Genomic DNA, 26,364 nt, shown 5'->3' on the forward strand with positions numbered 1-26,364 from the left:
CTCAGGTCAGGCGCCGTGTGCGACGCCGGCGCCTGAAGCCGGACCGATCGTCGTCGGGTTCGCCGTCGCCGTCGAACTCGACCCGGTCGGGTCCGCGCAGAGCAGCCAGGAATGGGTCATCGACGACCGCTGAACGATCGCTCGAGGACACGTCGGCCCAAAGATCGTCGATGTCGTCGCTGTCGGCGTTGATTGCGTTTCCGGCCAGCACCGTCTCGGACTCGGTCAGGTCGATGACCACCTCTTCATCGATCTGATCGGCGATCGACGACACCGCAGCTTCGCCGACCCCGCCGTTGTCGACCGACGATGTGGCCTCAGCCTGGCCCGACGCAGTGGGGCTCGAGTCGTCTCCCCAGAAGTCGTCGACGGTCGCACCCGTGGGTGCGTCGACCGAGTCGACCTCTGATGTCTCGTCGACCTCGGCCGCCACGGTTTCGTCGACGGCGTCGTCGGTGGCTTCGATTTCGTCGTCGAGCGCCGGGGCCGAATCGGCGGTGAACGCCGGGCCGGCATCGTCGGCGTCGTCTGTTTCGTCGACTGACGCAGTGTCGCTGTCGATGACAGTGTCGGTGTCTGTGTCGGTGTCGGTGTCGGAGACAAACTCGACGGGCTCATCGGCCTGGACGTCTTCGGACCCGCTATCGGCCACAAGGTTCTCGACCACGGTGAGCGTCGGCCTCGATGGCTCGCTGTCGACCGAAACCAGGCCCGGGCGGGCCGGCTGCGACGACAAAGAACCGAACCGTCCCACCAGCGACTCGAGCTGACCGACCACGTCGCGCAAGGCTGCCTCGCGCTCGTGGAGTTCGACCGAGATGCGGTCGGATTGGGCCTGACGTTCGGCGACGCGACGCTCGAGCGCGGCCAACTCGTCGGCGCGCGCCGCTATCGAACCTGCAGCCTCGCTCTCGGCGGCCGAACGGGCATCGGACACCATCGTGTCGGCCTGGGCACGAGCATCGGCGATGGTGCGCTCGGCGTTGGAGTTGGCCTCGGCGAGGACACGTTCGGCCTCGGCGCGTGCCCCGGCCAACGCATCATCGGCGAGCTTGGCGACATGGGCGTCGGCATCGTCGAGCTTCGATTGGGCCAGCAGATGCTTGCGCTCGGCGTCATCGGTCAACCGGGCAGCCTCGGCAGCCGCCTCTGTGCGGATCCGCTCAGCCTCGACGTTGGCTCCGGCGACAATCGACTCGGCCTGGGCCTCGGCCTCGGCCACAGCCCGATCAGCGGCCTCTTGAGCCAGTATCAGGGCACGGGCCACCTGGTTGGCCTCGGTCTCGCTGGTGCGGGCAACCGGAGCCAACACGGGCTCGGGAGCCGGCGCTGGCGCGGGCGCAGCACCGCCGGAGGCCTCGAGTTCTCGTAGACGCTCGGTGGTGGTGCGAAGCCGATCTTGGAGTTCTGCCACCGCGACACCGACACGCTCGAGAAACTCGTCGACGGCGTCCTGGTCGTAGCCGCGCCACTTCTCGGGGAACTGCTGGGTTTCGAGCAGCTGTGGTGTGAGTTCCATGGCCACGCAGGGTAGCAAGCATCGTCGGCGCGCAACAGGGCGGAAGAAAACCCAGCAACTATGCCGCTTCCAGCACCCCTACGCCCATAACACCCGTTATCTGCTGCTCAACAACCGAGCAGCGCCCTTATGACGTACAAACCGAGCAGCACGATCCACGGCGAAAGGTCGAGTGCCACAGCACCAACGCGCACCGGCGGAACGCTGCGGCGAAGCGGTGCCAAGACCGGCTCGGTCAACGAAAACAGCACCGACCGAACCGGTGCGACCGGCGAGTCGGGAGCGATCGGGATGAAGCTCATGAGGAACCGCCCGATCAAGATCAGGAGGTACAGCGTCGTGAGCATGCACAAGATGTCGGCCATTGAACGAGCGTTCTCCGATAGGTGTCAGTGGTGAAGGCCGCGCTCGCTGAGGCGCTGGCGCTCTTCCTGGCTGACCTCGACGTTGGCCGGCGTGAGCAGATAAACACCATCGGCGACGCGTTCCATCCGGCCGCCGAGACCATAGGAAAGGCCACTTGCGAAATCGATCAGACGCCGCCGAAGATCTCGTTCGACCTCTTGGAGGTTGAGGATCACCGCCTGATCGGCCTTGAAACGATCGGCTAGCGACTGGGCCTCGTTGAACTGCTGAGGAGCGACGATGTAGGGCTTGGAGTTGGACACGGGGAAGGTCCTGACCGAGGGGGTGCCGGTGTGAGCACCGCCGGCAGACGGGAGTGGGCTGACCTTGGCGCCCGCAGCGGCCGCCTCGTCACGGCCGATCGTCCTGACCGCACCCTGCTCGATGTCGGGAGCCGAGGTTTGATGAACCGGCTCGGGCTCGGCCGCAACCGGACGAACCGCAGCGGCGGGCGTTTGAGCAGCCGCTTGACGGCCCGGAGCCCCATAGGCCGGGCGACGCTCGGCCTCGACATCTGACTCGACGTCGAGATCGTCGTACTCTTCCTCGGGCGCAAGGCCGAGGTACAGCAATGTGCGTTGGAACAGCGATGGCACAGCGACCTCCTCTGGGTGTGGAGGGTACCTTGTTATCGCTGCGGGATCGCGCCGCCAGAAATCGCAGCGCTCACCGAGGCGGACGGTCGCCGAAGATCGCAGTGCCCACCCTGACCATGGTCGAGCCCGCGGCCACCGCTATCTCGAGATCGCCGGACATGCCAATCGACCTGATGGCCAACCCATGCCGGTCGGCGGCCGCGATGAGCCTGTCGAACTGTCGTCTGGTGCCGGCCGCATCTGCGATACGCGCCACCCCCATCAAACCGTCGACGACCAGCCCACCCGAATTCGCAGCCTCCACCAGCGAGTCGAGCTCGCCGAACGAGCACCCGCCCTTTTGTGGTTCATCGCCGATGTTCACCTGGACGAGAACGTGTTGGCCCGGCCGGCGCTTGGCCAGCTCGGACACCAGCGACATCCGGTCGACACTTTGGACCAACTCGACCCCGCCAAGCGAACGCACCTTGTTGGTCTGGAGCCTGCCGATGAAGTGCCAACGCACCTCGGCTTCGATGGCCGCCACGGCGGCGTCGGCGCGCTTGTCGGCGAACTCCTGCACATAGCTTTCGCCCAGATCGACCAGACCGGCCCGGTGCGCGGCCAGCACGTGCTGAGCTCCGAACCCCTTGGTCACCGCAACAAGCACCACCGCTGCAGGATCTGCGCCGGCGTCGGCGATCTGATTGCGAATGCGTTCGACCCGCCTGGCGATCTCCTCTGGCGATGGCGGCGCAAGCCTGTCGACCGAGCTCACCGAACCACCACCGTGGCGGTCTGCCTGGCGCTGTCGCGCCTGACGCGGTGCGAATAGAACGCCAGATCAGACGTACACCGGTCGACGTCGGCGTCGAGCACAGCGCCGGCCGCTAGCAGAGCCCTTCGCACCACCAGGTTCGTGTCGAGAGCCGTGGTGCCCTGTTGGGTGCAGGTGATCACATCCGAACCATATGTGTCGGCCAGGGCCGAGGCATCGTCGGCCGAGAACTCATAGGACCTGGCGTGGATGTGAGGTCCGACGACGCCATAGACCTTCGACGCGCCCTTGGCCCACACCGCCCGCACGGCCGCTTCCACCACCCCCGCCTGCGCACCACGCCAGCCGGCATGGGCCGCGGCCACCACGCCCTCGGGGCTCCACAACACAACCGGTACGCAGTCGGCTGTTTGCACCGCCAGCACGGCTCCGGGCACCGCGGTGACGCTGGCGTCTGCGGTGGCACCGGCGTGCTGGCCAGGACTGCCGACGTCGACCACGTCTGCACCATGCACCTGTGCGAGCCAGGTCCAGCGGCCGCGCTCGACCCTTTGCCGCCGATGATCGACGCCGTCGGAGGCCACTGCGAAGTCGCCGTCGGCAGCTTCGGTGAACCTGATGGTCACCAGCGAATCGCGAACGCCCGATGCGGGCGTGGAGACACGGCGGCGAAGTACCAACAAGGCAGAAGCCTTGGCGTTACTTCAAGAAGGAGGGTACGTCGAACTCGTCGTCACCGATGTCGAGATCGTCGTCGTCGTCGGCGTTGGCGAACACGTCCACGACCGGACGAGATGGTTCGGCGCGTCGCGGCTCGGAGCGCTGCGGACGCTTCTCGTCCTTGGGGTCGTCCCAGCGGTCGAATCCGGCAGCGATGACGGTCACGCGCAGCTCGTCACCCATGGCGTCGTCGATGACGGCGCCGAAGATGATGTTTGCGTCTGGGTGGGCGACGTCGTGGATCACGGCGGCTGCCTCGTTGACCTCGAAGATGCCAAGGCCTGGGCCGCCGCTGATGTTCAGCAGCAGACCGCGGGCACCCTCGATGGACGCTTCGAGCAGGGGCGACGAGATGGCCTGGCGAGCGGCCTGCTGGGCCCGATTCTCGCCCTGAGAACGGCCGATGCCCATCAGCGCCGAGCCGGCGTTGCGCATGACCATACGAACGTCGGCGAAGTCGGTGTTGATGAGGCCAGGTGTGGTTATGAGCGACGTGATGCCGTGAACACCCTGCAGCAGCACGTCGTCGGCCATGCGGAAGGCATCGATCATGGTCGTCGACTCGTTGGCCACATTGAGGAGCCGGTCGTTGGGGATGACGATCTGTGTGTCGACCTTCTCCTTCAGCACCGTGATGTCCTGGTCGGCCTGGACCGCTCGGCGACGACCCTCGAAAGTGAACGGCCGGGTCACGACGGCGATGGTGAGCGCCCCGAGTTCCTTTGCGATCTCGGCCACGACAGGAGCGGCGCCCGTGCCGGTGCCGCCACCCTCGCCCGCGGTGATGAACACCATGTCGGCGCCGCGCAGCACCTCGGCGATTTCTTCGCGGTGTTCTTGAGCCGCCTGAGCACCGACCTCTGGGTCGGAGCCGGCACCCAAGCCGCGGGTGAGTTCGCGGCCGATGTCGAGCTTGATGTCGGCGTCGCTCATCAGCAACGCCTGAGCGTCGGTGTTGACAGCAATGAACTCGACGCCCTTCAGACCGGCATCGATCATGCGGTTGACGGCATTGACGCCAGCGCCACCGACGCCGACGACCTTGATGACCGCCAAGTAGTTCTGTGGTGTTACCACCGGACCTCCTCGAAGCCGGGACGGTACTCCATCGGCACGGTGCTCGCCGATGTGCAGTGTTTCGCGTGCGAGCCCGAACCCTCCATCAATAGTTGAGAGTTGCCGGAGCGTGTGCTAGTTGACGGTACAGACGGCCGCGCGATTAGACAAGCACCGGGGATCATCCAGCCTCGCCGTCGTCGGCCGCGGGCGGCTGCCACTCGGCGCGCAGGTCGCGAACCACTGGCAGGGTCGGAACGGCTACATCCATCTCCCAGCCGGTGCGGCCTTCGACGTCGAGCTTGTCCAGCACCGACGCCAGCGCGATCACCTTCAGGGAGAGGTCTTCGGCGGGGCCCAGCAGGATGCGGTCGGCGGTGTTCAGCGAGATCCACAACTCGCCCAGGTCGTCGCGGGCGACGCCCTCGACCCTGGGCTTGACCCGCTCGGGCAGCAACGCCACGACCTCTAGCAGTGCGGCGGAGTCGGTGGCCAGCGCCGAACCGGGCTCGCCCGCAGCGGCGATGCCGGAAAGCCGCGGCAGGTCGGTGCGGTCCGAGGGGCCCGACAAGACATGGCCACCTTCGTCGACCACCACCCAGACGTCTTGGCGGGTCATCACCAGCGCTGCTGCAGTGCGCTCGGTGATCGAGATCGAGACACTCCCCCACCACGACCGCTCGACCCTGGCATCGAGCACCCACGGCAATGATTCGAGCCGACTTGCGATAGTGGCCGGGTCGGCGTCGGACAGCGACGACCCGATGTCGATGCCGGCAACCTCAGACGCCTCTGCCATCGAGACCTGGTCCAGCCCCGACCACGAGATCGAATCGACGTCGAACAACGAGGACCTGACGACGAACCATGCCAGAGCAACCACGAAGATGGTGCTCAGGCCGATTATCAACCTCCGCAGCCGGCGGCGGCCCTGGGCCCTCAGCACCGCGCTGCGGCGGGCGCGCAGCCGAGGATCTATCGAGACTGTGGTCATGGATTGCCTCCAGCAGCGTCCGACTCGTGGGCCAGGGCACCGGCTTCGAATCCCACGAGTCGTACCTCACTTCTGAGCCTGATGCCGTGATGCTCTTCAACCCGATCGGCGATCAGGCACATGAGAGCGAACACGTCGTCGGCACGACCTCTGGGGTCGGCCTGGATGAAGTTTGCGTGTTTGGTCGAGACCTGGGCGGTGCCCAGTCGCATTCCCTTGAGGCCCGCTTCGTCGATCAACCGGCCGGCCGAGACCTGCCCCTCGTGCGGGTTCACGAACACCGAGCCCGCGTTCTGACCACCTGGCTGGTTCTCGCGCCTCCAGGTGACGATGTCGTGCAGGGTCTGTTCGCCTCGTGAACGGTCGCCTGGCGACAGCCGGAAGGTCGCCGATACCACCACGTGATGGGGCTCGATGTTCGAGCGCCTGAAGCCCAAACCCAACTCGGACGGCGACCACGGGCCGAGCCGGCCGGTCGACAGATCGACGACGTCTGCCGAGACGATGGCCTCGGCCACGTCGGAGCCGTGCCCGCCCGCGTTCATGCGAACCGCACCGCCCACACTGCCGGGCACACCCACCATCCACTCCAGGCCGGTCAGCCCCTCGGCGACGCTACGACGAGCCAACACCGGCATCAGCACTGCCCCGCCGGCCTGAACTTCGACACCGGGCTGGTCGGCGCACGGCGAGATCGAGATGCCGTCGAAGCCTTCGGCCAGCGCTACTGCTATGCCGGGGAAGCCCGAATCGGCGACCAGCAGGTTCGAGCCGCGCCCGATGACCATGGTGGGCAACCCCGTGAGCTCGGCCACACGCCCGACATCGCACAGGGTCTGCACGTCTCGGGCTTCTACGAAGACCAGAGCGGGTCCGCCGACGCGGTAGGTGGTTCGTTCACCGAGGTTGACCCCGAACCTGGCCCTGTCGGCCAACACCTGCTCGGCAACCGTCACGGCGGCATCGAGGTCAGCCATCACCAACCCCGGCCGCTATCGGTTCGCCCGCGTCTGTGGGTGCCGGCGTGAGACGTTCGATCAGCTCGTCGGGCAGCGACGTCAGGTCGCCTGCGCCGAGGGTCAGGCAGATGTCGCCGGAGCGAAGCTCTCCCACCAGGTATCGCGTCAACTCGTCCCGGGTGGGCAGATAAGCCACGCGCGAGTACGGGTTCGAGTCGAGGATCGCGTCGGTGATGAGCATCCCCGTGATTCCCGGTCGCGGTTCTTCACCCGCCGGATAGATGTCGGTGATGACTGCCAGGTCGGCGTCGGTGAAGGCGTCGGCGAACTCGCGATGGACCGCAGCCGTGCGCGAATAGCGGTGGGGCTGGAACACGGCCACCACCCGGCGCCAACCTCCGGCCTTGGCGGCAGACACCACCTCGGAAACCTCGCGCCCCAGGTGGGCATAGTCGTCGACGAAGGTCACCCCGGCCGCATCACCCCTGAACTCGAAACGACGAGCGACACCACCAAACCGTTCCAGACCCTTGCGGACGTCGGCGGGGTCGGCACCGAGCACGACCGCTGCCGTCCACGCAGCGGCGGCGTTGAGCACGTTGTGCATACCTGGCACCGGAAGCACCACGGGGCCGTGCACCTGACCGCCGTGCTGGATCGAGAACCTCGAAGATGTCTGCGAGAACGAGACATCGACGATTCGGTGGTCGGCGTCGGCAGCCAAGCCGAAACTGACCGCACCGAGTTCGGCTCCGAGGCGGGATCCGATCGGGTCGTCGGCGCAGACCACCCTTTGGCGGGCTCTGGCCATGAAGTCGCGGAACGCAGCGATGAGGTTCTCGAACGTTCCGTGGTATTCGAGGTGATCGCGATCGATGTTGGTAACCACCGCCAGTTCGGTCTCGATGCCCAGAAACGTGCCGTCCGACTCGTCGGCCTCGACCACGAACAGATCGCCCATGTCGTCCCACACAGATCCCGAACCGATCTCGTTGACGTCGCCGCCGACGATGAACGACGGGTGCATGCCGGCGTCGATCAGCGCGACGGCCAACATCGACGTTGTGGTCGTCTTGCCGTGGGTGCCCGCAACCGACACGGTCCGTCGCAACCGCGAGATGCCACCAAGCGTCTCGATGCGGTGCAGCACGGGAATGCCGGCCTGGCGTGCCGCAGCCAGCTCGATGTTGCGCTCGGGGATGGCGGTCGACGCGATGACAGCATCGACCCCCTCGACCAGGGCCGGGTCATGGCCGACGGTTACCTCCACACCCAACGATCGCAGCCTGGTGAGGCCTGCCGAATCCTTCAGGTCGCTTCCCGAAACATGGTGGCCCTGGGCCGCAAGCACGGCTGCTATCGGGTTCATACCCGGGCCGCCCACACCCACCAGGTGAAGCCGGCGGGGCGTGGACAGATCGAGAACCTCATCGGCGCCCATCGGCGACCTCCATCACGATCGATGCAATTTCGTCGGCGGCGTCTGGTCTTCCCAGTGCGCGGGCCGCCTTCGACATGGTCTCACGCCGAGCCGCCCCCGAGGGGCCCAACAACGGCGCCAACTGCGACTCGAGCTCGTCCGCATCGAGATCGGCGTCTGACACGACGATGGCCGCTCCGGCCTCGACCATGGCCCTGGCGTTAGCTCGTTGGGCGTCGTTGGGCGCTATCGGCAGCGGCACCAACAGCGCGGGCAGACCCATGGCGCCCAGCTCGGCCACGGCCATGCCGCCGGCCCGACACACCGCCAGATCTGCAGCGGCCAATACGTGGGGCATGCGATCTTCGAACTGAACTGCCTGATACTGCAGACGCCGACCCGACAGCGCCGCGACCCTGGGTTCTAGGTCGGCCCAGTCTCTCCTTCCGATCACGTGATGGATGGTCACGTCGTCGCGGTCGGCCCAGCGCTCGGCCAGGTCCAACACGGCGTGGTTGATGCGCCGGGCCCCTAAAGAGCCGCCGAAGGCTGCGACGATTGTCGTGTCGGCCGATAGCGCCAGCGACTGTGCAGCACTTGCCCTCGCCTGGTCGGGCTCGTCGGCGACCTGCCTGGCAGCAGCGCGCATGGCGTCGGTCAAAGGGTTTCCGGTGACCACCTCGTGGCGAAGCCCGGTGCCCGGAACCGGCACAGAGGCGGCGACGGCGAACCTCGAGGCCAGCCGGTTGGCCAGGCTGGGTGTTGCGTTCTGTTCCTGGATGACGATGGGCGTGCGCGAAACGATTGCGCCCACCACGGCAGGCACGGCCGCGTACCCGCCCAACGACACCACCACGTCTGGTCGCAGGCGTCGAATGATGCCCATGCCCCGAACGACCGCTCGTGCGATGCCCAACGTGTTGGAGATGTTGGCCAGGGTCAGCTTGCGCTCTATGCCGCGTCCGGGCAGCACGGAAAGGGCGAAGCCCGCAGCAGGCACGGCCTCGACCTCCATCCCCCGCTCGCTGCCGACCCAGTGGATCGACTCGACCGGTGCGCCCGCCGCCACCAACGCTCGGGCTACAGCGAGGCCGGGCACCACGTGGCCACCGGTTCCGCCACCGGCGATGACGAAGCGGGTGGCGCTCACGACTGGCCGGCGCGGGCGCCCACCTCGCGCGAGATGTTCAGCAGGATGCCGGCCGCGGCCATGTTGACGATCAGGGACGAGCCGCCGAACGAAACGAACGGCAGGGTCACGCCGGTGATTGGGAGCAAACCGACCACCCCACCGATGTTGACGAACGCCTGGATGCAGAACCACGCAGTAATGCCCGCGGCCAGCAGTTGACCGAACAGATCGGGGGCGTGCAGTGCGGTGCGAAAGCCCAGGAGCGCAAAGAAGAACACCAGCAGCAGGATCGTCATCGTGCCGATGAGGCCCAACTCTTCGCCGATGATGGCAAAGATGAAGTCGGTGTGGCTGTTGGGCAGATACCCCCACTTGACCCGCGACTGGCCCAGCCCCATGCCGTCGAGGCCTCCGTTGGCGAGACCGGTCAGAGATTGCAGCGTTTGCCAACCGGTGTCCGACGCATCGGACCACGGGTCGGTGAAGGCCAACAGCCTCCGGCGGCGATAGGGCGCCACGATTGCGGCCACGACCGCACCCGACGCACCGATAGCCGTCAGCGTCGCCAGAGGAAGCAGTGGCACTCCTGCGGCGAACAACATCGACATCACGATGCAGCCCAAGATGATCGTGGTTCCGAGGTCGGGCTCGACGAACACCAGCAAAGCCAGGGGCAAGAACCACACCAACACCGGATGCAGGCTGCGACGCCGGTCGCCGATGTGACGCTCGCGGTCGCTCAACAGCTTGGCGACGAACACGATCACCGTCAGCTTCGCCAGCTCGGACGGCTGCATGCGCATTGGGCCGAACGCCAGCCAGCGCGTCGAGCCGCCTCCCTCGAGACCCATCAAGAACACCAGGCCGAGCAGGGCATAGGTGAGGTAATAGGCCGGCCGGGCGACCCTCCCCCAGAAGTGGTACCGGATCGACGAGGCGACGAAGAACACGACAGCGCCGGCGGCGACCCACACGACCTGGCGCGAGAAGTACCAACTGGCGCTGTTGTCTTCCTGGATGGCCGCCACGCTGGACGCAGACAGCACCATGACCAGGCCGAACAGGTTGAATGCCAGCACCAGCACCAGGATGAAGCCCGAGGTCAGGTCGGCATGGTGTTGTCCGACCCGCGCCGCGGCCCCGGCGTTGTCACGCCCTGGTCGGCGAGGTTTGGTGTCTGTTGTCGACAGACCGACAGTGGTCATCGTGTTCCTTATGCGAGTGACTCGACGAGGCGGGTGAAATCGAGGCCGCGCTCGACGTAGTTGGTGTACCAGTCGTACGACGCACACGAGGGCGACAACACGACAGATCCTCCGGGCACGGCGCGCCGACGGGCCAGCGATACCGCTTCGGACATCGAGGTGGCCGAGTCGACGGGAACCAGGCCGTCGAAGACGTCGGCCACGGCGGCTGCGGACTCGCCGATGGCCACCACCCCCACCAGGCGGTCGGCGATGGTCGACAAGACGCCCAGGTCCAGCCCCTTGTTGCGGCCTCCGCAGATGAGGACCGCGTCGGTGAGCCCCGATACCGCGGCCAGGGTGGCGTCGGGCGTGGTGGCCTTGCTGTCGTCATACCACGCAACGCCGTCGATCAGTCCGACCAGCGACATGCGATGAGGCAGTCCAACGAACTCGGTGAGTTCTGTGGCGATGGCCTCGGCTGAAGCTCCGATGTGGTGGGCCACCGCGGCGGCCGCGGCAGCGTTCGCGAGATCGTGGGGCAGGCGGCGCGGCACGTCGGCCTCGGCGACCAGCGCGTCACCGTGCAGCGACAAGACACCACCAACCCATGCGACGTCGCCTTCGCCCAGCCCGAACCTGACGATCGTGCGCTCGCTGCGCAGGGCATGTGACCTGATCAGTTCGTCCGACGCCGGCACCACCGCGATCGGCTCGCGACCTTGGGCGCGCACTTGCGCTGCGTTGGCGAAGATACGCGCCTTTGCCGCGGCATAGGCGTCCATGTCCGGGTGCCAGTCGAGGTGATCCGGTGCCAGGTTCAGCCACGCTGCAACAGTGGGTGCAAACAGCTCGACGGTCTCGAGCCGAAACGACGACGCCTCGACCACGAACACGTCGGTGGCCGGATCTCCGGTGCGGTCGATGGCCTCGACCAGCGGAGTGTCGACGTTGCCGGCCGCCACCGCACCGATGCCGCTGCGGCGCAGCATCGACGTGACCAGCGAGGTCACCGTGGTCTTGCCGTTGGTGCCGGTGATGGCGGCGATGGGCCGATCGTCCCAAGCCGCGGCGAGGTCGAGCTCGCTGACGATCGGCACCCCGGCCTGATCGGCTACGCGCCAGATCGGATGGTGGCGCGGAACGCCCGGGCTGGGGACGACGATCTGGGCCGCTTCGACCAGCTGCGACAGCGCCTGGTCGCCCGGCGCCTCGTACAGCTCGATGCCGCGGTCGTTTGCCGCCAGCCTGGCGGCCTCGGATGGCCGGTCGTCGACGGCAACCACCTGCACCCCGCGGCGCAGCATGGCATCGACCACGGCGCGCCCGGTGACGGCCAGCCCCACAACCAGCACGTCGGACAGTTGATCGAGATCGTGGGTCACTGCACACCCACCAACGTGGGCACCGGGTCGGTACCGCCGATGTTGATGAAGTCTGCATAGAACAGACCGATCGCCAGCATCACGAACAGGCCGTTGATGATCCACAGCCGGATCAGAACAGTGGTCTCGGGCCACCCGGCCAGCTCGAAGTGATGGTGGATGGGCGCCATCCTGAACACTCGCTTGCCCGTGGCCTTGAAGCTGGCCACCTGCATCATCACCGAGATCGTCTCCAGTAGGTACAGCCCACCGATGATCGGCAGCAGTAGCTGGGTGTCGAGCATCAGCGCCAGGGCCGCCAGCCCGCTGCCGATGGCTAACGAGCCGGTGTCGCCCATGAACACCCTGGCCGGCGGAGCGTTCCACCAGAGGAACCCGATGCAGGCACCCGCCATGGCCACAGCCACGATGGCCAGGTCCAGACCGTGGTTGACCTCGGTGTAGATGTCGGGGTTCCGGAACGCGGTCAACCCGATGACCCCGAATGCCGCGAAGGCCACCGCACCGCTGCCGCCCGCAAGGCCGTCGAGGCCGTCGGTGAGGTTCACCGCGTTGGACATCGACAAGATGATGAAGACCGCCCAGATTCCCCAGCCGAGATCGCCCAGTTCCCAGCCCGGCGAATCGAAACGAACGAACGACAAAGTGGTGCGGGCGCTGGCCCACTGGGTCGACAGCACCGCGAACAACACGGCCACCGAGAACAAGCCGACCATCTTGGCCCGCTTGTTGAGCCCCAGGTTTCTGGCCTGGCTGACCTTGAGATAGTCATCGAGCATGCCCACACATGCCGCACCGACGATGGTCACCATCACGGTGATGCCGCTGTGGGTGAAGATTGTCTCGGACCTGACGTGGCTGGCCATGTACCCGGCCAGCGCACCCAGAACCAGGGTCACCCCGCCCATGGTCGGGGTACCCGCCTTGGTGAGGTGGCCCTCGGGGCCGTCGAGCCGTATCGGCTGGCCGACACCGCGCGACTGCAGCCAGGGAATCAGGTAACGGGTGGCCACCAGGGCGACACCCATCGAGATGGTTGCGGACAACAGCAGGGAGATCATCCGCCGCTCCTGACTTTGCGGCGTTCGAGCGCCTCGGCCGCGACGGCGACGTCATCGAAGTCGTGTCGCTGGTCGCCGACGATCTGGTAGGTCTCGTGTCCCTTGCCTGCGATCAGAACCAGCTCGCCAGGGTGGCTTCGGCGACGGCGATGTCGATCGCCAACGCCCTGTCGGGCTCGATCCGCATGCGATCCCTGTCTAGGCATCCAGCGACGATCTGGTCGATGATCGCAAGTGGTTGCTCTGACCGGGGGTTGTCGGAGGTGACCACAACACGGTCTGCGAGCCGGCAAGCGACCTCGCCCATCTGTGGCCGTTTCGACCTGTCCCTGTCGCCCCCTGCACCGAACACGACTGTCAGCGGACCCCTGGCCAGTTCCCTTGCCGCTGCGAGGGCGGCCTCCAGAGCGTCTGGCTTGTGCGAATAGTCCACGACGACGTCGATGTCGGCGCCTTCGACGCGGACGCGCTCGAACCGGCCACGCACCGACTTCAACGATTCGAGGCCGGCGGCCATGGCATCGTCGTCGACACCCAATCGCTCGGCCACCGCGCAGGCGCCCACAGCATTGGAGACATTGAACCGACCCGGCAGGTGCACGCGCATTGTGCGACCGTTGCGGACGAACGTAGACCCATCGGGGCCCATCAGAACATCGTTCACGTGGGACAAAGAGTAGGCCTCACGCGGGCACAGGTCGGGGTCGGTGTCGGCCAGGAGGCGCCGACCCCACTCGTCGTCCGAACACACCAGGCCCAGCTTCGAACGCGACCGCTGGAACAGCTGCCGTTTGGCAAGGAAGTAGTCGTCGAGGTCGGCGTGGAAGTCGAGATGGTCGACGCCCAGGTTGGTGAAGACGGCAACGTCGAATTCGACCCCATCGACCCGGTGCAAGCTGAGGGCGTGGGACGAGACCTCCATGGCCACGGCGGCGACCTGCGGAGGCTGCTTGGCGAGCCAACGGTGCAGGTCGGTCGACTCGGGAGTGGTCAACGAGCCGCTGAGCGTTCCCGACACGGCCGTAGGGCGGCCGGCGGCGGCCAATATCGCAGCGATCATGTGTGTTGTGGTGGTCTTGCCTGCGGTGCCGGTCACCGCCACCATCGCCAGGCCCCGGGACGCCGTCTGCCACACCTGGGCGGCCAACAAACCCATGGTGGCCCTGACGTCGGACACCAACACCTGCACCACGCCACCAGCGTCGGGCCCAAGGACAAGGGGGCGCTCCACCAGAACCGCCACCGCTCCGGCAGCCACCGCCGAGGTGGCGTGGTCGTGGCCGTCCGTGCGCTCGCCGGGAACACATGCGAACAGTGCACCTGGTTCGCAGCGACGGCTGTCGTGGACGACGTCGTTGACTTCGACATCGGCCGCGGCAACGCCGGCGGGTTCACCGCCGGCGTCGAGCAGTTCGGCTGAGACCGATGCACCTTTCAGCACGTCGCCGATGCGCAACTCAACCCCCCGCTGCTTCGACCAGGCCGTCGGCATCTTCAGCTGGTGCCTGCTCAACCGATGTGGGGGCCACGCGGAGGGTCTGCAGTACATAGTCGGCGAGTTCGGCGAACAGTGGTGCCGCGACCTCACCGGCCAGGTGTGGGGTCGCCGAATCCAGCAACACGAGAATGGTCAGCTGTGGATCCTCGGCTGGTACGAACCCGACGAAGGTGCTCATGTAGTCGGTCTCGGAGTAGCCGCCGGCTATGGGCTTTTGTGCCGTGCCGGTCTTGCCTGCGACCGTGAAACCCTCGACCGACGCGTATTTGCCCGTGCCCTCGCTGACGACCAGCTCGAGCATGTGGGTGATCTGTTCTGCGGTTTCGGGCGACATCACCCGACGGCCCGGCGCCGCGGGCCAGGTCTGGAGCTCGCCGTCGTCGACGACCCCGCGAACCAGCGTGGGCGCCAGGTAGACGCCTCCGTTGGCGACCGTGTTGTAGGCCGCCGCAACCTGCATGGGCGTCAGCGCGACACCCTGGCCGAACGCGATGGTGGCCAGCTCGGTGCCGAAGAACGCCTCGGGCACCAGACCGGCCGATTCGTTGGGAACCGTGGGCGAACCATCGAGGCCGGTGAAGCGGCCGAACCCCAGATCGGACATGTGCTGGCGCAGGCGCACCGGGCCCACCATCTCGGCGATCATGATGGTGCCGATATTGGACGACCGGGCGACCACCTGCTCGACACTGAGTTCGCCGCTTCCCTTCGAGAACGGCTCGCGGAACAGCTTGTCCGCATACTCGTAGACCGGCGGCACCTCGAACACGGTGTCGGGCTCTACGAGGCCGTCTTCGAGGGCTGCCGACACGGTGAAGATCTTGTTCACCGAGCCAGGCTCGTACGTATCGAGATAGGCCATGTTGTATGACGCGGGCCTGGCCCGGCCCGTCTCGGGGTCGGCCATGACACCGGCCGAAGCCAGCACCTCACCCGATCCGGTACGCATGACTATTGCCACTCCGCCCCGGGCGTTAGTGGCCTCGACCTGCTCTACCAGGATCTCCTCGGCGAGGAACTGGGTTTCGCGATGAATGGTCAGAACCAGATCCTTGCCCTGGGTCGCCTCGTGTATCTCTCGCTCGCCGGTGGGCAGAAGCGTTCCGTCTCGGCCGCGTTCGTACGACTCCCAGCCGGCCTGGCCGCGCAACAGATCGTCGTATTGCAGCTCGATGCCGCCGAGCGCGTTGTGGTCGACATCCAGCGATCCGATCAGGCCCTTGGCGAAGAACTCGCCGTTGGGCAGCAGCCGGCTCAGCTCGGAGTCGACCACCACTCCGGGCAGGCCCAGATCGAGAACGGCCTGGCCTATCTGTTGGTCGGCCTGGCGCACGACATAGGCGAACCGCCCGCCTCTGAGGATGCGATCGAGGATGACCTGCTGGTCTACGCCGGTTACCGCAGACAGCGCCGCGGCCGTAGCGCCGGGATCTTCCACGAGCTGAGGATCCAGCCATATGGTCGGTCGGTTGTCTGACACCGCCAGGGTCTGCAGACCACGATCGAGGATCGAGCCGCGGCCGGCCGCGAGCTGGATCTCGGCCTGACGTTGCGGCGCACCCCACTGCGTGTACGTGGCCGTGTTCACGACCTGAACCTGCACGAGACGCCACGCGACGGCCACCACCACCAGCACCAGCACGCCCAGCATGGCCACGATCCGACGTTCGGGGCGACCGCGCCGGCGGGTCTTGAACGGCCGGTTCTGGTTTCGGGTATCGCGGGCTTGTGGGTTCAAGCGGGCGCCGGCAGCGCGGCGGGCCGCTGCGGGGCCTGCGCCGGCATCGGGGCCTGGAAGTACGGTGCGGCTGCGGGCCGCGGTGTGGTTGCGGCCAAATGGTGGTGTGCTCACCGCGAACCGGCCGAGCCGCCATCTGCGAACCTGGCGGCATCGGCCACCTCGGCCACCAAGGTCTCGTCGACTACGACATCCACAGGGGTCGACGGATCGACCATGCCCAGCGCACCACGAGCCAGACGCTCGATCTGGGCAGGCGAGTTGAGCTCGTCCAACTGGATCTGAAGGTCCAGCAGGCGCTCGGTCTCCAACGTCAACTCGCGCTGGACCTCCTCGAGCTCGTACTGGGTGCTCGCCATCTGCGAGTGGAACGCGGCGAAGCCGAACATCACGGCCAGCACAGCCACCGCGACCAGACCGAACAGCATCGGCAGCCGGTGCGAACGCGACGGCGAAACGAGGCGAAGCGGGGGCTGCTCGCGGCGCTGCCGCTGCCTTCCAGAAGGCGCCGGGCGCGCGGGCCTCGAAGTCGATGGTCCAGGGCGGGTCTGGGGTACAGCCGCGTCGAAGGGCTGGGAATACTCCGTTGCGATGCTCACGAAGTGGCTCCTGTACGTTCTGCGGCCCGAAGCCGGGCGCTCGCTGCCCGCGAGTTGGTCTCGATCTCGGATGCGGCTGCGGTGCGCCCGCCGCTGAAGAGCAGGGTGAGCCTTGGCTCTGACCCCGGCGGCGGCGGAAGGTCCGGACGACCCACCGGACCTCTCCGCGACAGATCGCGCAGCACACCCTTGACGATTCGGTCTTCGCCCGAGTGATACGACAAGACCGCGATGCGCCCGCCCAGAACCAGCGCGTCGACGGCCGCCCGCAGTGCGGGCTCGAGCACGTCGAGCTCGTCGTTGACCTCGATACGAATCGCCTGGAAGGTGCGCGCCGCAGGCTGGCGGTTGTTGCGACGTGCAGGAGCCGGTATGGCAGCCGTGACCACCTCGGCCAGGCGAGCGGTGTCTGAGATGGGGCGGGCGGCCACGATCGCCGAGGCGATGCGGGCCGAGTAGCGCTCGTCGGCGTTGCGTCGCAATATCTGGGCCAGGGTGCGCTCGTCGTATTCGTTCACGACGGCAGCCGCTGTCAGAGACGACGTGCGATCCATGCGCATGTCGAGGGGCCCAGCGTTGCGGAACGAGAACCCGCGGTCGGCGGCGTCGATGTGGTGCGAGCTGACGCCGAGGTCGAAGATCACCCCGCAGACGCTGGCGGGCTCGACCACGTCGGCCAGACGGTCGAACCGCACGTGGTGTGCTTCGAACCGGTCGCCGAAGCGCCTCAGGCGCCGCGTCGCGGCTTCGATCGCGTTCAGGTCTCGGTCAAGGCCCACCAGGCGGCTGCCCTCCACCGCTTCCAGCAGTGCTTCGGCATGGCCTCCCCCGCCCAGGGTCGCGTCGACGAACACCGGGGTGCGGCCACGAGACGCCGGTGCGGCCGAAAGCAGTCCTGTGATCTCGCGCTCCATGACCGGGATGTGGGAGAAGGTGGTGCCGTCACCCAGAGTTGGGCTCCCGGCCTCGTCGGTGGCACGTGAATCGGCTGGGTCAGATGGTTCCCCAGGCCCCCCGGCGAACCGATACGACGGACTGGCCGTCGTGGACGGAAACGGGCGGAGCTGGATTGTTTCCGGTCCGCCGGGGGGCATGGTGGTCTTGGGGAGGGTCGCCAGAGCCGTGCTCACAAGCTGTCCTCCCGCAACATCAATTGCAGGTGCGCTTCGGCCTCGTCGCCTTCGAGCAGCGCTTCGTCGCCTTCGGCACCGTTTACGGCCCAGCGCTCGTCGCTCCAGATCTCGATGCGCTCGCCAAATCCGTTGACCACGCAGGTGCGGTCGAGGTCGGCGAACTCGCGGAGCTTCGCTGGAATGGCGATGCGGCCCTGCTTGTCGGGAACGATGGGCACCGATCCGGCCATGAAGGCGCGGGCTGCGTTGCGGGCAACCCGGCCGGCGCTGGCCAGGCGCATGCGGTGTTCGTACTGGGCCTGAAACTCGGCCTCACCCATCAGGGCCAGGCAGCCCTCGAGGCTCTTGGTGAGGTAGCCGCCGGTAGCGAAGGCGTCGCGGAACGCGGAGGGAAGGATCAGCCTCCCCTTCTCATCGAGCCCATGCTCGAACGTCCCGACAAACACCCTGGTACAACCTTTCTCAGCGACTACTGAACGGTCCTGTAGACCCATCTTCAGACCGGTGAGGGGTTCGGCGAACGATGCTCCACATCGCTCCCCTTTCCTCCACTTCGCGCCACAGTAAAGGTCCTTTTTGGCCCCCGCAACGCAATCGAGACGCCCGAAGTGGACACCCAGGTCGCCACACAGCGAGACATTCGTGTAGTTACATCGGTGTAATTCTCACCGAGAGCGTTGAAAACGCTGGACTTCACGAAACTGAAACGAACGGCCGTTCGAAGCCAGATCGAGTGGTTGAACCGCCACTCAGCGTCGAAGATTTTTTTGCCGCGCGCTATGGATTGGCGGTCGCCAGGCCCGAATCGGCTCGCTGGCCGGTCAGCACCGAACGCAGCGTCGCCTCGAACCGCTCGCGGTCCAGACCCAGTTCGCCGAGACCGACAGCCACCTGGGCCAGCTCGCGCCTGGCGTCGGATCGATCCGAAGCCGACATCTCGAGCGCCTCCACAACATCGTCGGCGCGCCAATCGCAGTGGGCCTGGCACATGAACCTGGCGCCGTGGCGGGTGCGTCGCTGGGAGATGCCGACCAGCTTGCGACCATCCACCAGCACCTCACCGGGGCCCACTCCCGCAAAGCACACCAGCTGGCTCCAGCGCGAGTGCTGCAGGGCGCCCCGGTGGTTGGTCGCTTCCACCCCGAAGTGGGCCAAGACCTCGACCAACGCGTCGCCGACCCACAAGAAGGCCTTGCCCACGTCGTCGTTCCAGCGCGGGTCTGTCGGCCCTATCTCGATGTCGAACCATGCGACGGTGCGGTCGACCCACACCGCTCCCCCACCACCACGCCGCCTGACCAGATCGGCGCCTCGACGATCCAGCTCGGCGCGGTCGACGGCCAGATCTCGTTGCGACGACCCCAACACCAAGGCAGGCTTCGACGGTCGGCAGAACCAGGTGACCGGTCCGCCCGAAACCTCGCGGGCCAGCAGCGCGGAAGGCGGAGCCGAGGTCTCGACGAATCTCACGAAGGGCACCCTGAGGCCATCAGGCCGTGGCGGCCAGCTCGATGCCCTCGGGCAACTCTGGCAGGTACGGAACCCACGCGGCTGGCAAGCTGCGCACAGACAGGGCGACCCACAGCCCGGGCGAGGGAGCCGTAGGCGGGCGTCGCAATCGAAACTGGGGCGAATCGGCCAGCAGGCGATCGCCCTTGGCCAGGTTGCAGCGCTTGCAGCACGCCACGACGTTCTCCCAAGTGTGCTGGCCACCCTTGCTGCGGGGGTGGACATGGTCGACGCACTCGGCCGCATCGCCGCAGTACTGGCAGGTGTGGGCGTCGCGCGCGAACAGGGCCCGCCGGTGCAGCGGCGCCCGACGTCGCCTGGGAACCTTGACGAAATACCGGAGCTTCACCACCTCGGGTGGGTTGAACTGGCTGCGCTCGGAATGCCACACGTCGTCTGATTCGGCCAGGGAATCGGCCTTCTCGGACAACACCAACGTCATCCCTCGCCGTTGCGACACAACACTTATGGGCTCGTAGGTCGCGTTCAGAACCAATACGAGCGCCATGTCGATCCTCAGGCCGCGATGCTGGGCCAGCGGCGACACCACTCGAGCCATGCCACCACATCGGTGGGGTCTGGCTCGGGGTCGGCGCCCCCGTACATGGTGGTGAGCCGGAAGTGGAGGTACTCGGCATCGGGAAGCGGCAGGAACGGTGGCTGCCGCCACCACCCTCGTGGCGCGAGCCGAAGACCCTGTTGCACCGCCACCTTCCACAGGCGGGGGCGCAACAGCACCGCCCGGACAATCGATGACAGCCCGGGCACGGCGACGAGGTCTCGGTTCAGCTCTTCACATCCTTGTTCTTCGACGTCTCAGCTCTTGACGTCTTTCCAGGCCCCTGTATCGGCCCTGGGTTCTTTGGGCAGACCCAGAACCTGCTCGCCGATGATATTGCGCTGCACTTGCGACGTGCCTGCGTAAATGGTGCCCGCCCTCGCGTTCAAGAACGTGTCGGTCCAGGATCGGATGTTGCTGGCCGGTGTTCCGGCCGCATCGGCCTGGAAGGCCGACTTGGGAGGCTCGCCCGTCGGCACCATCGCAACGGGTCCCAGGATGTCGAGCGAAAGCTCGGTGACGACCTTGTGATACTCGGACCAGTTGAGCTTGGTGATGGCAGCATCGGGGCCAGGTGGATTGCCGGCCAGGTACTTGGTGAGGCTGCGCATGCCGAGGTAGCGCATGATCTCGACCTTCTCGTGGCACCACGCCAACCGCTGGCGAATGATCGGATCCTCGTTGGCCCCGGTTGCCTTCGCCAACTGGTTGAGGCGATCGAGTTCGGCTCGGAAGGTGACCGGCAGTGTGGCTGCGGCCTCGCCTCGTTCGAAGCCCAGCAGGGTCATGGCGACCCGCCAACCCTCGTTGACCTCGCCGACGATGTTGTCTTTGGGGCAGCGGGCGTCGGAGAAGAAGACCTCGTTGAACTCGGACTCGCCCGAGATCATCTTGATGGGCCTCACCTCGATGCCGGGCTGGCTCATCGGCACAAGGAAGAAGGTGATGCCCTTGTGTTTGGCGGCATCGGCGTTGGTGCGACCGAGCACGAAGATCCAGTCGGCGAGATGGCCGGCCGAGGTCCAGATCTTCTGGCCGTTCAGAACCCATTCGTCGCCGTCGAGTTCGGCCTTCAGGCCCAGGTTGGCAAGATCAGATCCGGCGTTGGGCTCGCTGTAGCCCTGGCACCACGTGTCGTCGCCGCTGAGGATGCGCGGCAGGAAGTGGCGCTTTTGTTCTTCGGTGCCCCAGTGGATGATGGTGTTTCCGACCATCTGGATGCCGAACGCGTCGTTGGGGCCACCGGTCGGCACACCCGCCTTCTGGAACTCTTCGGCCACGATCACCTGCTCGAGTTCGGACAGGCCCGGCCCGCCGTACTCGGTGGGCCAGTTGAGGCCCAGCAGGTTGTTCTCGAAGAGCACCTTGCGCCACGTCGTGGTGAACGCTTCGGCCTCGGCCTGTGTCAGCGCCCCGATGCCCTTCCAGTCTGAGGGCAGGTTCTCGGCGAGGAAGCTTTGGATCTTCGAGCGGAACTCGGCCGCTTGAGGTGGGTAGGTCGGCTGCATGGCAAGAACTCTAGACGCCGCCAGACCCTGCGCTGTCTAGTCGAGCCCAAGTGACTTGTGCCTTGCAGTGTGGCAGGCCGCACAACGAAGCCTCAGCTCGGTTGTCAGTGTGTGGCCGGTGCTGCTGTGTGGTGGGTTGTGGTCGTATTCGAGCAGGTCTCGCCGGCCGCAGTCGACGCAGACCCTGTCGCGTGCCTTGACCAGTCGCTTCTGGCGTGGGGTGGGCCGCCTGCGCCGGTTGGTGGCGTCGACCGGCCTCCGTTCGCTGTCGTGGATCAACCCGCGGATGAACGCCTGGGGAATGAGGCGGCCGACTGCGCTGTCGGTCAGTGGCGTGCCGTCGTCGAGGTGGCAGCCGTCGCCGGAGACGTGCACGACCACCTCGTACACGAAGCGACCACCGTGGGCCACGGCGAGATCCACCAATGCGTCGGCCTTCTGCTGGGCGACCGTGGGCCAGGTGCCATCGGCTTGCCGCTTGGCCGTGGAACGCATCATCGTCGTATTCACTGCCGCCATCAGCTTGCCCCCGGCCAACGGCGCCAACCGGAACGAACCGCATATGGTGCCGTCGGGATCGGTACGGGTCGTGAAGTGCCGCTGCCTCTGGTGGCGAGCTTCGATGACATCGTCGTTCTCATTTCGAACCGACCGTGCCGCCAAAGCGGTACCGATGTCGGCCGCTGGCACCTTGGCCGCCAGCTCCAACAACTCGGCTTCGTTCTCGGGAGTGGCGAAACGGGTCAACGCACGAACCTTCGAATACGACAGGTCGCCCTTCTCGAACGCCTCCGCGGAAGCGCGAAGACCGCGAAGACAACGGCCGATGCGGATCCACTCGCGCACAGTGTTGGCGCAATGATCGGTGCGTTCGGCCAGCCAGTGCGCAGCCGACGCAGCGCCGTCTGCGACCCAAACCGGCCCATCAGCAAAATCGGCACACGCCACGACGAGGCTGTAATGGCTCTGGGTGAACCGCTTCGCCGTCGACACCAGATCGATCGCCCTGCCGCGCTCGACCTGGAACTCGTCGAGAGTCACCACCGTCATCCTCTTCTCCCCTCGTCCGCTGCTTGTACCGGTTTCGCGTACGCGAAACCTTACTGAGAGGGTAGGACACTCACTAGAGAAGCCTCTATAGCACTGTCAGTGGCTCTGAGCATACGTAACGTGCGATCGGCACCTCCGCGGAAGCATCGCTGAGAAGGCTTGGCATCTACTGTTCGGCTATGGGGGAATTTCCAAGACAACTGGTCGCCGTTTCGGGGCCCATCGACGCAGACAAGCTCGACGGCGTGGCCGCAGGGATGGGCGCCTGGGGTGACCACACCAGATCCCTGCTCGACAAAGGAATCGTGTCGCCAGACATGATCTGTGGCCAGACGCTGTTCCTGCTTTCGAACCAGCCGCGCAATCCGAACAGAGCCCAACGCATACCCGGCGGGGCCGGAGGTGTCGCGGGAGGCGTGTGGGTCCGCGAGCGCTACACCATTCACCGGCCGCTCGAGCGAACCGACGTGTTCACCGTGACCGGCCAAACGGTCGGGCGACATGTGCGCAAGGGACGCCGATACGGCAACAACACCAGCCAGACCTTCGACTCGTCCGGAAACCTGGTTGCCAGCAACATCAGCACAGGCCTGATGTCCTATGTTCCCGACCCCGACCTGGCCGATGGCGCAGAAGGAATCACCGGTGACGAGTTGGTGGCGGTTGGCCCAGACGGCGACGCGGCCATGTCCAACCCACACCTCGATCGCCTTGCCGAGCTGTCGGTCGGCGATGTGTTCGGTGGCCATGACGTGACGGTGAGCCTCGAGATGATGGCCGCCCGCGACACCAAGAACCCGTCCAATCCCATCCACTCCGACCCCGAGCTGGCGAAAAAGGCCGGGCTGCGGCGCCCCATTGCCGGCGGCAACCACGTGCTGTCGTTCGTGCTCGAGGTGCTTATGGATGCCATCGGAACAGAGGGCTTGTTGTACGGAAGCTCGTTCGACGTCAGGTGGAAGGCACCGGTCGAGGACGGCGTGGTCATCGTGCCCACAGCAACGGTGATCGAAACGGGTGACAGCTCGGGCGTGGACATGGTGGTGTTCGACACCGAAGCCAGGCTCGGAGCCGACGGGCCCGTGGCCATGACCGCACGAGTCTGCGTGCCCGCAGCACGCTCATGAGTGCGCGTCCACTCGCCGGTGTGCGAGTGATCGAACTGGCAAACCGATCGGCAGCCTTGGCCGGACGAATCCTGGCCGACCTCGGTGCCGAGGTGATCATGGTCGAACCTCCGGGCGGCTCGCAGATACGCCACGAAGGACCCCACCTGGGCGGCATCGCCGACGGTGAGCGTTCGTTCGCCCACCTGTACTTCGACATCAACAAGCTGTCGGTGGTTCTCGATTTGGACGACCCGCAGGACATGGCGCGGTTCGAGGCGCTGGTCAGCACGGCCGACGTGCTGATCGACACCGAAGCACCCGGCCGCCTGGACGCCCTGGGTGCGTTCCACGCAAGACTGCGCTCGGCAAACCCGGGGTTGATCCAATGTTCGGTCACCCCGTTCGGGCTCGACACCGCTTGGAAAGACCGAGCGGCGAACGACCTGGTGGCGTGCGCCGCCGGCGGGCTCGTGTGGGTGTCGGGATCGCCGCGCGGGGTTCCGGTTCAGGGAGCAGCAAACCCGTCGTACACGATGGCCGGTTTGGCGGCCGCCTCGGCCGTGATGATCGCCCTGCACCAGCGCGACCTGGGAGCGTCCGACGCCCGAGGCAGCGGACAGCACATCGACATCTCGCTGCAAGAAGCAGCTGCGCTGGCAGTGATGCAGACGAACACACCAAGCGCTTGGGTTTGGCACAAGCGCATCCCCGCCCGCCCGGGCCTGTCGGCGGCGATGCCGTGTCGAGATGGCAAGTTCGTAGGCCTGCTGGTGCGCCCAGACCGTTTCGACGGCTTCCTGGCGTGGGCCGAGCGCGAGGGAATCGATCATGGCATGACCGCAGACGACTGGCACTACGCCCGTCTCGAGTCGCCTCGCCAGGGCAACCCCGTATCGGAGACGACCCTGGCGCTGGCGGCCAAGCTGACGCGAGATCAGTTCGTTGCCGGAGCGCTCGAGGCCGACATCATCTGCCTGCCGGTGCTGGACTTCCCCGACCTGGAGAAGACCGAGCAGTTCAGGGTGAACGATCAGTTCATAGACGTCGAACACGAACTGTTCGGCACCCTGGGCAGCCTCCGGTCGCCCGTCGATGCCGTAGGGCAGGTGCCACAGCGCCGCGCGCCGCTGCTTGGCGAACACCAGGACCTTGCTGCAGAGGCCCAACCGGTGGCGGCGAAAAGCGCCAGCGCACCAGCCGTGGTGCCGAACGATCCGGCCCGGGCTCTCGAGGGCCTCCGGGTGGTCGACTTCGGGTGGGTGTTGGCCGCCCCCATCGGGACGCGGATTCTGGCCAGCTTCGGGGCCGAGGTGATCAGGGTCGAATCGAGCACCAAACCCGACTCGATGCGCAGCCAGATAGGTCCCGATGGCAAGCCAGACCCAGACCTCGGCGGTCTGCACAACGTCGTCAACGCCGGCAAGAAGTCGCTTGCGGTAGACCTCACCACCGACGCCGGCCGGGCGCTGGTGATCGAGCTGATCGCAACAGCAGACGTAGTGGTCAACAACTTCCGTCCCGGATCGCTCGAGCGAATGGGCTTGGGCTACGAGGTCTTGCAGGCCGCGAAACCCGACCTGATCTTGCTGAACATGCCAGGCGCACACAGACACGGTCCGTGGGCTCGCCGGCCGAGCATGGGCAACATCTTGATGGCCGCGTCGGGTTTCAACATGCTGACGGGCTTCGCCGACGAACGCCCGCGAGGCATCGGCGTGGCCTACCCAGATTTCACCTCGCCCCATCTGTTGGTGTCGACAGTGCTGGCTGCGGTACGCCAGCGCGAAAAGACCGGCGAGGGAGCCGAGCTGCACCTGCCACAGCTTTCGGGCCTGCTGTCGTTGCTGGGCGCCGAGTGGATGCAGTTCAAAGCCACAGGCGCACAGCCCGCGCCTAACGCCAACCGGCATCCCGACCTCTGCCCCCATGGCGTGTTTCGAGCCGCCAACGAGACGATCCCCGAAACCGGTGCCCAGCTCGACGCCTGGGTGGCGATTGCCGTTGACGGACAGGATCAGTGGCGGTCGTTCTGCCAGGCCGCAGGCCATGTCGAGTGGCTGAACGACGAGCGGTTCGCAACCCACGCCGACCGCAAGGCCAACGAGGACGCGCTCGACGAGCTGATCAACCGGTGGAGCTCGACGCTGGACAAGTGGCAGGTCACCGAGCTGCTGCAGGCGGCGGGCATTGCGGCGGCACCTGTCGAGAACCTTCGCGACATGCTCGAGCTCGATCCTCAACTGGGCCGCCACTACCAGCAGACCTCCCAGCCACTGCGCCCCGACCTCGAGATACCCGTCGACCGCGAGGCTGCCCGCTGGGTTGGCGCCGAGCTGTGGCTCGACCGCTCGCCGGCGGTCGGCGAGCACAACGAATACGTCGTGCAGACCTTGCTCGGGCGCACAGATGACCAGTTCGTTCAGCTGATGGTGGACGGCACCCTGGGTTGAAGCGCCCGACGAGCTGGCGTGGA

25 protein-coding genes are annotated in these 26,364 nt (G+C 66.4%); 2 read left to right on the forward strand and 23 right to left on the reverse strand.

Features of this window, described 5'->3' with window-relative positions:
• Position 1: 1 nt before the first annotated feature.
• From R2770_21415 to R2770_21525, 23 genes are all read right to left on the reverse strand, one after another.
• A complete protein-coding gene (locus R2770_21415; GenBank protein MEZ5283023.1) occupies positions 2–1,519 on the reverse strand; it encodes a DivIVA domain-containing protein in 1,518 nt (505 codons plus the stop codon).
• A gap of 107 nt (positions 1,520–1,626) precedes the next feature.
• Positions 1,627–1,884: a YggT family protein gene (locus R2770_21420; GenBank protein ID MEZ5283024.1), complete on the reverse strand. Its 258-nt coding sequence runs from the start codon at positions 1,882–1,884 to the stop codon at positions 1,627–1,629.
• 24 nt (positions 1,885–1,908) lie between these two features.
• Positions 1,909–2,520: a cell division protein SepF gene (gene sepF / locus R2770_21425; GenBank protein MEZ5283025.1), complete on the reverse strand. Its 612-nt coding sequence runs from the start codon at positions 2,518–2,520 to the stop codon at positions 1,909–1,911.
• A 70-nt stretch (positions 2,521–2,590) separates the two neighbouring features.
• Positions 2,591–3,277 carry a YggS family pyridoxal phosphate-dependent enzyme gene (locus R2770_21430; GenBank protein MEZ5283026.1) on the reverse strand — a complete coding sequence of 229 codons (687 nt, stop codon included), beginning with the start codon at positions 3,275–3,277 and terminating at the stop codon, positions 2,591–2,593.
• Complete coding sequence (locus R2770_21435; protein MEZ5283027.1) at positions 3,274–3,960, reverse strand: polyphenol oxidase family protein; 687 nt, start codon at positions 3,958–3,960, stop codon at positions 3,274–3,276. The genes R2770_21430 and R2770_21435 overlap by 4 nt, the downstream gene beginning before the upstream one ends.
• Positions 3,961–3,976: 16 nt before the next feature.
• Positions 3,977–5,074 carry a cell division protein FtsZ gene (ftsZ, locus tag R2770_21440; GenBank protein MEZ5283028.1) on the reverse strand — a complete coding sequence of 366 codons (1,098 nt, stop codon included), beginning with the start codon at positions 5,072–5,074 and terminating at the stop codon, positions 3,977–3,979.
• Between the two features lie 160 nt (positions 5,075–5,234).
• Entirely contained in the window at positions 5,235–6,047 is an 813-nt protein-coding gene (locus R2770_21445; GenBank protein MEZ5283029.1) for an FtsQ-type POTRA domain-containing protein, read from the reverse strand.
• Entirely contained in the window at positions 6,044–7,024 is a 981-nt protein-coding gene (murB, locus tag R2770_21450) for a UDP-N-acetylmuramate dehydrogenase (GenBank protein MEZ5283030.1), read from the reverse strand. The genes R2770_21445 and murB overlap by 4 nt, the downstream gene beginning before the upstream one ends.
• Positions 7,017–8,447 carry a UDP-N-acetylmuramate--L-alanine ligase gene (gene murC / locus R2770_21455; protein MEZ5283031.1) on the reverse strand — a complete coding sequence of 477 codons (1,431 nt, stop codon included), beginning with the start codon at positions 8,445–8,447 and terminating at the stop codon, positions 7,017–7,019. Before murC ends, murB begins: the two co-directional genes overlap by 8 nt.
• Positions 8,434–9,576 (reverse strand): UDP-N-acetylglucosamine--N-acetylmuramyl-(pentapeptide) pyrophosphoryl-undecaprenol N-acetylglucosamine transferase, encoded by a 1,143-nt coding sequence (locus R2770_21460; protein ID MEZ5283032.1) that lies wholly within the window; start codon positions 9,574–9,576, stop codon positions 8,434–8,436. Before R2770_21460 ends, murC begins: the two co-directional genes overlap by 14 nt.
• Positions 9,573–10,763 carry a putative lipid II flippase FtsW gene (ftsW, locus tag R2770_21465; protein ID MEZ5283033.1) on the reverse strand — a complete coding sequence of 397 codons (1,191 nt, stop codon included), beginning with the start codon at positions 10,761–10,763 and terminating at the stop codon, positions 9,573–9,575. Before ftsW ends, R2770_21460 begins: the two co-directional genes overlap by 4 nt.
• Positions 10,764–10,771: 8 nt before the next feature.
• The gene (gene murD, locus R2770_21470; GenBank protein MEZ5283034.1) at positions 10,772–12,127 is read right to left on the reverse strand and encodes a UDP-N-acetylmuramoyl-L-alanine--D-glutamate ligase; all 1,356 of its coding nucleotides are present in this window, start codon (positions 12,125–12,127) and stop codon (positions 10,772–10,774) included.
• Positions 12,124–13,188, reverse strand: coding sequence for a phospho-N-acetylmuramoyl-pentapeptide-transferase (mraY, locus tag R2770_21475; GenBank protein ID MEZ5283035.1), 1,065 nt, complete (start codon positions 13,186–13,188; stop codon positions 12,124–12,126). Before mraY ends, murD begins: the two co-directional genes overlap by 4 nt.
• 112 nt (positions 13,189–13,300) lie before the next feature.
• On the reverse strand, positions 13,301–14,644 hold the full coding sequence (locus R2770_21480) for a UDP-N-acetylmuramoyl-L-alanyl-D-glutamate--2,6-diaminopimelate ligase (protein ID MEZ5283036.1): 1,344 nt from the start codon (positions 14,642–14,644) through the stop codon (positions 13,301–13,303).
• Between the two features lies 1 nt (position 14,645).
• Positions 14,646–16,538, reverse strand: a complete 1,893-nt coding sequence (locus R2770_21485) for a penicillin-binding protein 2 (protein MEZ5283037.1) — start codon at positions 16,536–16,538, stop codon at positions 14,646–14,648.
• Positions 16,535–17,023, reverse strand: a complete 489-nt coding sequence (locus tag R2770_21490) for a hypothetical protein (GenBank protein MEZ5283038.1) — start codon at positions 17,021–17,023, stop codon at positions 16,535–16,537. The genes R2770_21485 and R2770_21490 overlap by 4 nt, the downstream gene beginning before the upstream one ends.
• Positions 17,020–18,117, reverse strand: coding sequence for a 16S rRNA (cytosine(1402)-N(4))-methyltransferase RsmH (gene rsmH, locus R2770_21495; GenBank protein ID MEZ5283039.1), 1,098 nt, complete (start codon positions 18,115–18,117; stop codon positions 17,020–17,022). The genes R2770_21490 and rsmH overlap by 4 nt, the downstream gene beginning before the upstream one ends.
• 32 nt (positions 18,118–18,149) lie before the next feature.
• Positions 18,150–18,602 carry a division/cell wall cluster transcriptional repressor MraZ gene (locus R2770_21500; GenBank protein MEZ5283040.1) on the reverse strand — a complete coding sequence of 151 codons (453 nt, stop codon included), beginning with the start codon at positions 18,600–18,602 and terminating at the stop codon, positions 18,150–18,152.
• A 331-nt stretch (positions 18,603–18,933) separates the two neighbouring features.
• Positions 18,934–19,626 carry a hypothetical protein gene (locus R2770_21505; GenBank protein MEZ5283041.1) on the reverse strand — a complete coding sequence of 231 codons (693 nt, stop codon included), beginning with the start codon at positions 19,624–19,626 and terminating at the stop codon, positions 18,934–18,936.
• 19 nt (positions 19,627–19,645) lie between these two features.
• Positions 19,646–20,173, reverse strand: a complete 528-nt coding sequence (locus R2770_21510) for an HNH endonuclease (GenBank protein ID MEZ5283042.1) — start codon at positions 20,171–20,173, stop codon at positions 19,646–19,648.
• A gap of 8 nt (positions 20,174–20,181) precedes the next feature.
• Positions 20,182–20,403, reverse strand: a complete 222-nt coding sequence (locus tag R2770_21515; GenBank protein ID MEZ5283043.1) for a hypothetical protein — start codon at positions 20,401–20,403, stop codon at positions 20,182–20,184.
• A gap of 78 nt (positions 20,404–20,481) precedes the next feature.
• Positions 20,482–21,732, reverse strand: coding sequence for an acyl-CoA dehydrogenase family protein (locus tag R2770_21520; protein MEZ5283044.1), 1,251 nt, complete (start codon positions 21,730–21,732; stop codon positions 20,482–20,484).
• Positions 21,733–21,768: 36 nt separating this feature from the next.
• Entirely contained in the window at positions 21,769–22,782 is a 1,014-nt protein-coding gene (locus R2770_21525) for a DUF222 domain-containing protein (GenBank protein ID MEZ5283045.1), read from the reverse strand.
• 179 nt (positions 22,783–22,961) lie between these two features.
• Here R2770_21525 and R2770_21530 point away from each other — a divergent pair, with 179 nt between their 5' ends.
• Both R2770_21530 and R2770_21535 read left to right on the forward strand, forming a co-directional pair.
• A complete protein-coding gene (locus tag R2770_21530; GenBank protein MEZ5283046.1) occupies positions 22,962–23,909 on the forward strand; it encodes a MaoC family dehydratase in 948 nt (315 codons plus the stop codon).
• Positions 23,906–26,341, forward strand: a complete 2,436-nt coding sequence (locus tag R2770_21535; protein MEZ5283047.1) for a CoA transferase — start codon at positions 23,906–23,908, stop codon at positions 26,339–26,341. Before R2770_21530 ends, R2770_21535 begins: the two co-directional genes overlap by 4 nt.
• The last annotated feature ends 23 nt before the right edge of the window (positions 26,342–26,364 follow it).

It is taken from the genome of Acidimicrobiales bacterium (genome assembly GCA_041394185.1).
GTDB lineage: Bacteria > Actinomycetota > Acidimicrobiia > Acidimicrobiales > Poriferisodalaceae > JAAETH01.